4 protein-coding genes are annotated in these 6,590 nt (G+C 50.0%); 3 read left to right on the top strand and 1 reads right to left on the bottom strand.

The annotated features are described in order from the left end of the window. Positions 1-155: 155 nt before the first annotated feature. Entirely contained in the window at positions 156-584 is a 429-nt protein-coding gene (locus CKW00_RS12015) for a DUF2621 family protein (protein ID WP_095822770.1), read from the bottom strand. A 204-nt stretch (positions 585-788) separates the two neighbouring features. On the opposite strand from CKW00_RS12015, the gene acnA reads away from it, so the two are divergent. From acnA to CKW00_RS12000, 3 genes are all read left to right on the top strand, one after another. Then, positions 789-3,497 (top strand): aconitate hydratase AcnA, encoded by a 2,709-nt coding sequence (gene acnA, locus CKW00_RS12010; RefSeq protein ID WP_095822769.1) that lies wholly within the window; start codon positions 789-791, stop codon positions 3,495-3,497. 145 nt (positions 3,498-3,642) lie between these two features. After that, positions 3,643-4,233 carry a TlpA family protein disulfide reductase gene (locus CKW00_RS12005; RefSeq protein ID WP_158221314.1) on the top strand — a complete coding sequence of 197 codons (591 nt, stop codon included), beginning with the start codon at positions 3,643-3,645 and terminating at the stop codon, positions 4,231-4,233. 110 nt (positions 4,234-4,343) lie between these two features. Beyond that, positions 4,344-6,590, top strand: a complete 2,247-nt coding sequence (locus CKW00_RS12000; RefSeq protein WP_095822767.1) for an AAA family ATPase — start codon at positions 4,344-4,346, stop codon at positions 6,588-6,590.

The following is a 6,590-nucleotide window of genomic DNA, read 5'->3' as shown; positions in this document are numbered from 1 at the left end:
GAGACCCCGGAGTGTGGGTTTTCACGAGGGAGGCTCGGGCGTTCGTCCGCGGAAAGCGAGTGGTATTCGCCCGCACGAACTGCACAAAAAAAGCTTGCAGAAAAACACGGGGTTTCTCTACAAGCTGAGCACCGCTATAAAAAGCGGTGCTTCTTCTATATTTCCAGGTAGTCCCTGTAAGGATCTATATCGATTTCTTTTTCGTTCAGTTTCTTCACTAGAAACTTGTGGTCGCGTTTGGGAGTAGCTAAAATGTACCCTTCGATAATCGTATCCTGCGTCATATGCCGAAGCTTCCTTTTAAGGGCAATCCTGCCGATTTCGCCTGCAATCCGCTGCTGAGCAACGCTGCGGAACAGTTCGGGTACGGGGGAGGTCAGTTCTTCCAGAAAGTATTTCTGGTCTTCACTCCACATGTGTCTCGTTTGTTCAATATAGTATTCTTCCCAGTCGATGGTGGAGTTTCCGTCTTCTTTCGGCATGCTTTTAAGGAATTTACGGAACATGAAGAAACCTCCGATGCCCATAAGCACCACCATAATGACGACCCAACCTACGATAAATAGCGAAAAACCTAAAGACATGTCATCACCTATTCTTTGATAATTACCTTTATTATAAAAGGTGACCGGAGGAAAAACAACGAATTTCCTTTAGTAAAAAGTACTATAATGAATTTACTTTAAAATCGTTTTCATTTACAATGTAAATGGCGAATTATAGTATTATAAGTATGTGAAGGAACAAGTAATACTTTCACAGCAAGAATGATAAGGGGGATATGAGATATGGCAGACCATCCATTCAATGCTAAAAAGCAGTTTGAATCAAATGACAAAACGTACAACTATTATGATCTGAAATCACTGGAAGATGCAGGAATCGGAAAAATTTCGCGCCTGCCTTTTTCCATCCGTATTTTACTTGAATCACTCCTTCGTCAGCACGATGGACGGGTAATAGCGGATGAACACGTAGAAAGTCTCGCTAAATGGGGCCAGAGTGACAGCAAACAGGAAGATGTTCCTTTCAAGCCGTCACGTGTCATCCTTCAGGACTTCACAGGTGTTCCGGCCGTTGTGGACCTTGCAAGCCTACGTAAAGCAATGGTGGACATGGGTGGTAAGCCGGAGGAGATCAACCCGGAAGTACCTGTCGATCTCGTCATCGACCACTCTGTTCAGGTGGATCAGTATGGTACAAGTACTGCGCTTCAGGCGAACATGGAGCTTGAATTCGAACGGAACCAGGAGCGTTATGAGTTCCTTCACTGGGCACAGAAAGCGTTCGATAACTATCGCGCCGTTCCGCCTGCTACAGGAATCGTGCACCAGGTGAACCTGGAGTACATCGCTAACGTCGTTCATGCTACGGAGAACGCTGACGGAAGTGTGGATACATACCCGGATACACTCGTCGGTACCGATTCCCACACGACTATGATCAACGGGCTTGGCGTACTCGGCTGGGGTGTTGGTGGAATTGAAGCGGAAGCAGGTATGCTTGGACAGCCGTCCTATTTCCCGGCGCCGGAAGTGATCGGTGTGAAACTGCAGGGAAGCTTCCCTCAGGGGACGACCGCGACAGACCTTGCACTTAAAGTGACGCAGCGTCTGCGCGAAGCGAACGTCGTCGGTAAGTTCGTCGAATTCTTCGGTCCCGGTCTTCAGGAAATGCCGCTGGCGGATCGTGCCACGATTTCCAATATGGCTCCTGAATACGGGGCGACGTGTGGTTTCTTCCCGGTAGACGGAGAATCTCTCGACTATATGAGACTTACGGGAAGAACGGAAGAACAGATCGATCTCGTCGAAAAATATTGCAAAGAGAACAATCTGTGGTACGATCCTTCTCTCGAAGATCCGGAATTCACTCAGCTGATCGAAATCAACCTGGAAGAACTGGAACCGAACCTGTCGGGACCGAAACGTCCGCAGGATCTGATCCCGCTTTCCGAAATGAAAGAGTCGTTCAATAACTCCATTACGGCTCCGGAAGGAAACCAGGGTTTCGGTCTTGATAAATCCGAGTTCAACAAAAAAGCGACAGTTGAATTCACTAATGGCGAGACAGCGGAAATGAAGACGGGAGCTCTGGCGATCGCTGCCATCACTTCCTGTACGAACACCTCCAACCCGCACGTTATGCTTGGTGCCGGACTCGTAGCTAAAAAAGCTGTGGATAAAGGTCTCGAAGTACCGGAATACGTGAAGACATCACTCGCTCCCGGCTCCAAGGTGGTAACGCGCTATCTGGAAGACTCGGGTCTTATGAACTACCTGAACCAGCTCGGATTCAACCTGGTCGGTTACGGTTGTACGACATGTATCGGTAACTCCGGTCCATTGCTTCCTGAAATCGAACAGGCGATTGCAGATGAAGATCTGACAGTTTCTTCCGTATTGAGCGGTAACCGTAACTTTGAAGGACGGATTCACCCGCTCGTGAAGGCCAACTATCTGGCTTCACCACCTCTTGTTGTAGCTTACGCCCTTGCCGGCACGGTCGACATCGATCTGAAGAATGAACCGATCGGCAAAGATCAGCAAGGGAATAATATTTACTTCGATGATATCTGGCCTTCCCAGGAAGAAATCAAAGAACAGATTTCAAGCGTCGTAACGCCTGAGATCTTCCGTAAGGAATACGAAAACGTGTTCAATTCCAACGAAAAATGGAACGAAATCGAAACAACGGATGAGCCGCTGTACGACTGGGACGAAGACTCCACGTACATCCAGAACCCGCCGTTTTTCGAAGGCTTGTCCAAAGATTCCAACCCGGTCAAACCATTGAAAGGCATGCGCGTCATCGGTAAATTCGGAGATTCGGTCACTACCGACCACATTTCCCCGGCAGGCGCCATCGCCAGCAGCATGCCGGCGGGTGAATATCTGCAGGAGAAAGGCGTGTCGCCGCGAAACTTCAACTCCTACGGATCCCGTCGCGGAAACCACGAAGTAATGATGCGCGGTACGTTTGCGAACATCCGCATCCGTAACCAGCTGGCACAGGGTACGGAAGGCGGTTATACGACATACTGGCCTACGGAAGAAGTTATGCCGATTTACACGGCCGCTATGAAGTATAAAGAAGATAACACGCCGCTTGCTGTCATCGCCGGTGATGACTACGGTATGGGAAGTTCACGTGACTGGGCTGCCAAAGGTACCGATCTGCTCGGTATCGAAACGGTCATCGCCCAGAGCTTTGAACGTATCCACCGTTCCAACCTTGTTATGATGGGCGTACTTCCGCTCCAGTTCCAGGAGGGCGAAACTATCGAATCCCTCGGACTGACAGGCCGGGAGACGATCGACGTGGAAATCGGCGAAGACGTGAAGCCTCACGATCTCGTTAAAGTCACTGCTACGGACGAAGACGGCAATAAGAAAGAATTTGAAGTTGTTGCCCGCTTCGACAGTGATGTGGAAATCGATTACTACCGTCACGGAGGCATCCTTCAGATGGTTCTTCGTAACAAGCTGAAAAAATAAGCAATGTACAGGAGAAGAGGTATGCACCCCCGTGTGCATACCTCTTTTGTCATTATTATGACATTCAGGTGCCGGGGATACCTGAGCCCTGGTTTTCTGTGATACACTTCTTAAAGAAGAAATGAGAAAAGGAGATTCCTCGGATATGAAAAAAATCGGTACTATGGCTATTTTTTCCCTGATTCTGGCACTGCTGCTGTACAGCGTGTTCGAGTTGACGGGAGAGGAAGAGTCGACAGGCGGGGAATACGACGTTTCGGGTAATACGTCGCAGGAAGGGACGTCCATCGTGCCCGAGGGAGCACACGAAGGGATTGAAGTCGGCGATGAGGCACCGAACATGCCTGTAGAGACGCTTGAAGGGGAAACAACGGATATTAATGCCTACAAAGGAAAACCGGTCATTTTAAATATATGGGCTACGTGGTGTCCGCCCTGCAAGGAAGAAATGCCGGAGATGCAGAAGTTTCATGAAAAGTACGGCGAGGACGTCACGGTTTTAGCCGTAAATGCAACTTCCACCGAAGACTCACCGGAAAATGCAAAAAACTTTGTAGACAAAGAAAACTTCACTTTTGAAACGGTACTGGACAGTGACGACCAGCTTTCCGAAAAGTATCAGACGTTCTCTGTACCGGCGTCCTACTTTATTAACAGTGACGGAACGATCCATTCCCGCAAATTCGGACCTATGACGTACGAGTACATGATAGAAAAAATGAAAGAACTTGAATAATCTCCGGTTTTCCGCGCTCCTAGTAAGTGTTCAAAGGCTGCTGCCTGTAGCAGTCTTTTTTTAAAGGCTTTAAGCTGTGGTAAACTGGGGAGAGGAAGGAAGTGAATCAGATGGATAAGCTCGAAGCCTGGACCTCTCTCTACACGCCGCCGCCGTGGAAGGAAACGGAGGTGCTGCGTCTGCTGCAGGAAGAGGAACGAAAGGACAGAGAACGGGCCCTGCTCCAGGTCGCTTTAGTTTATTACAGAATGAAAAGAGTGCCGCAGGGGGATACTCTTACTCCTTACATACTGGAGACGGCGAAAATACTTGACCCTTCCCTGAAGCTGATCAGGGAGACGGAGGAACTGCAGCACGTCCTTCGCCTTATTTATTATATGAAAGATGTATCCGGACGGATTCCCGTGCTTCATGAAACGGATCACATCACCCAGAAAGTCAAAAAAATATCCGATATTCAGGAAGAACTGAACCTTCTGCTGCATCTGTTTGATGACAACTATGTCAATCAGACAGTCGTGGACGCCGGTTCCAGATGGCGGACGTATCAGCGGCTGTACGAATACCTTCTGAGGACGAAGGAGACGGTCGATTACGCTCTGGAGACGAGGGAATCCAAACGTATCAAAATACCGGTGAGTGATATCAATTCCCCGGTGCGGGAACTGGACGAGGAGAGGAAGGAACTGGAGGAGTATCTTCCTCCTGCCTTTTCCCGGAAGGAAAGGCGTCACGCTCTCGATAAACTGGAGGAGATGATAGGGCTTCGCGATGTGAAAACGTACATCCATCAGTTTTATCACTTTCTGAGGTATGAACAGGAAAGGAAGTCGTTCGGTTTCCGTATGCCCGACGAACCGTCGCTGCACATGATTATGACGGGGAACCCGGGCACCGGCAAAACGACTCTCGCACGTCTCCTGGCTGAAATATATACGGAACTCGGCCTTTTGTCGACGGGCAAAGTGGTGGAAGTGAACCGCTCCCACCTGGTCGGGTCCTACATGGGACAGAGTGAGGAAAATACGATGAACTATATAAAAGAAGCGCGGGGCGGAATATTATTCATAGATGAAGCGTACAGCCTGAAACGCGAAGGTCAGGGAGGTAACGACTACGGACAGGCAGTGATTGATACGCTCGTTTCCGCTCTCACCAGCACCGAACACGGCGGTACTTTCGCTCTTATACTGGCGGGGTACCCGGAAGAAATGCGCCAGTTTCTGTGGGCGAATCCCGGCCTCAGAAGCCGGATACCGGAGCAGAACCGCCTCGATCTGCCGGATTACTCTATCGGTGAACTGGAGGATATCGGGGAGTATATCGCACTGAACAATGACTTTTTCTTTACGAAAGAGGCTCGGAGACGACTCGGTACGCTGATTGAGAAGGAACAGGTGGACGAATCGTTCGGGAACGCGAGAAGCGTGCGGAACATCGTCATGAAAACGATATTTTACAAGGGTTCCCGAGAAGTCATACGACCTCATGACGACTGGTTCAGTCACATGCGTATTACGGAAGATGATCTGCACTGGGATAAAGATTCTGCAGACGACGCCACTTCCGGAGTGGAACGCCTCCATTCCCTGATCGGTCTTGATACGGTGAAGCGCGAGGTGGAAAAGCTATCTTCCTTCGTACAGATGCAGCAGCAGCGGAAGAGAGAAGGGGAGCCTGTTGTTCCTATCCAGCTGCATTCGGTATTCAGCGGAAACCCGGGCACCGGAAAAACGACGGTAGCCGAAGTGTATGCGACGATACTGAAAGAATGCGGGCTCCTGAAGAGAGGACATGTCGTAGTGGCCTCCCGCAGTGACCTTGTAGCCGGGTATGTGGGCCAGACGGCTATTAAGACGAAGAAGAAAATAAGAGAAGCCCTCGGAGGGGTTTTATTCATCGATGAAGCCTACGCCCTTCAGAGCGGGGGGAGAGACGACTTCGGAAAAGAGGCAGTGGAAACATTGGTGGATGAAATGACGCGGCATAACGAGAACCTCGTCGTCATTCTCGCCGGGTACGAGAAGGAAATGAGAGACCTGATAGACAGTAATCCGGGGCTCGCCTCCAGATTCAAGAAGTTTTTCCGCTTCCCGGATTATTCGGCCGGAGAGCTGCTGGAAATGATGGTCACTCTTGCGGGGACGTACAACTACTCTCTGTCCCCCGCGGCCCGGGAGTACCTGGAAGTGCAGCTGCTGGAAACGAAGGTGCAGGGGAACGGAAGATTCATCGGCAACCTGATGGACGAAGCCGTTCAATACCACGCCTGGCACCATAAAGGGGAATACAAAGACCCGGTTCTTTCCCGGGAAGATATTGAGGAAGCATGGAAAGCCGTAAGGAAGGAGATTTAG

This window comes from Salimicrobium humidisoli (assembly GCF_002295105.1).
Taxonomy (GTDB): domain Bacteria; phylum Bacillota; class Bacilli; order Bacillales; family Halobacillaceae; genus Salimicrobium; species Salimicrobium humidisoli.
The sequence above is the reverse complement of the archived record's forward strand: the minus strand, read 5'-3'. Positions and strand labels throughout refer to the sequence as shown.

What these genes read in the sequence shown, in the direction of transcription:
- CKW00_RS12005 (WP_158221314.1), top strand. Translation starts at nt 3,643, where the DNA reads ATGAAAAAAATCGGTACTATGGCTATTTTTTCCCTGATTCTGGCACTG.
- CKW00_RS12015 (WP_095822770.1), bottom strand. Translation starts at nt 584, where the DNA reads ATGTCTTTAGGTTTTTCGCTATTTATCGTAGGTTGGGTCGTCATTATG.
- CKW00_RS12000 (WP_095822767.1), top strand. Translation starts at nt 4,344, where the DNA reads ATGGATAAGCTCGAAGCCTGGACCTCTCTCTACACGCCGCCGCCGTGG.
- acnA (WP_095822769.1), top strand. Translation starts at nt 789, where the DNA reads ATGGCAGACCATCCATTCAATGCTAAAAAGCAGTTTGAATCAAATGAC.